At 43.4% G+C, this 876-nt stretch carries 1 protein-coding gene and 1 pseudogene; both read left to right on the top strand.

Going from position 1 to position 876, the window contains the following annotated elements:
- Nucleotides 1-67 precede the first annotated feature (67 nt).
- Nucleotides 68-412: a hypothetical protein gene (locus tag UF75_RS25785; RefSeq protein WP_045577364.1), complete on the top strand. Its 345-nt coding sequence runs from the start codon at nt 68-70 to the stop codon at nt 410-412.
- Nucleotides 413-449: 37 nt separating this feature from the next.
- A pseudogene (locus UF75_RS28855) lies at nt 450-876 on the top strand (spore surface glycoprotein BclB); the annotation flags it as partial.

Genomic DNA, 876 nt, shown 5'->3' with positions numbered 1-876 from the left:
AGGTAACGGAAATCGGACAACTACAATATAATGTATAAACCCATAATTAAGGAGGTTAGAAAAAAATATGCCTGATTTAACAACGGGTTTGTTTGATAACACGCCGGTTGCGGGTGTTAGACCGAGTTCAACGCTCTCGGTAAATATCTCGAATGATGATACAGCTATAGTAAATGTTCAAATTGAAGGTTTTTTTCAAAGTGGAACGACAAAAGTGAAGTATGTAGAGGAGTTGTTTACTCTTACTGCAGGTAGTGTGGCCAAGAGAAACTATTTTGCCCAATTTGATGCCTTTGAGTTTCAATTTACTGTTAGCTCTGAGGCTGTAGAAGTCACTGCGTGGGGAAAAGACACAAATGGAAACCTGACAACAGCCCATAGGGTGGTTGCTCAGGAGGTTAACTCATTTTAACGGGAAGTTATTATTAATAAAGTAAGGAGACGAGGAAATGGCTGAATTAACTACCGGATTGATAGAAAATACACCGGTTGCCGGTGTAAGACCAACTACAACGCTTACAGTAAAAATCACCAATGATGATACAATTGCTGCTACCATTCAACTTGAAGGGTTTTACGTGACAGGGACTACGAAGACACTTTATGTTTTGGAGTTATTTAGCTTGACTCCTGGGGAAGTAGCAACAAGGATCTATTACGCGCAGTTTGATGAGTTTGAATTTCAGTTCATCACGAGTTCAGATGCTGTAGAGATATCCGCCTGGGGAAAAAATGCTGCGGGCGATTTGGTCGTAGCGCATCGCTTGGTACCTGCAGAACTTGATCCGATAGGACCCAGTGGAATCACGGGAGCGACGGGAGCGACAGGAGCGACAGGAGCGACAGGAGCGACAGGAGCAACAGGAGCAACAGGAG

This window comes from Desulfosporosinus sp. I2 (assembly GCF_000960765.1).
GTDB lineage: Bacteria > Bacillota > Desulfitobacteriia > Desulfitobacteriales > Desulfitobacteriaceae > Desulfosporosinus.
This window is presented reverse-complemented; position numbering and strand designations above follow the sequence as displayed.

Coding starts and splice junctions, on each gene's coding strand:
- UF75_RS25785 (WP_045577364.1), top strand. CDS start 68: ATGCCTGATTTAACAACGGGTTTGTTTGATAACACGCCGGTTGCGGGT.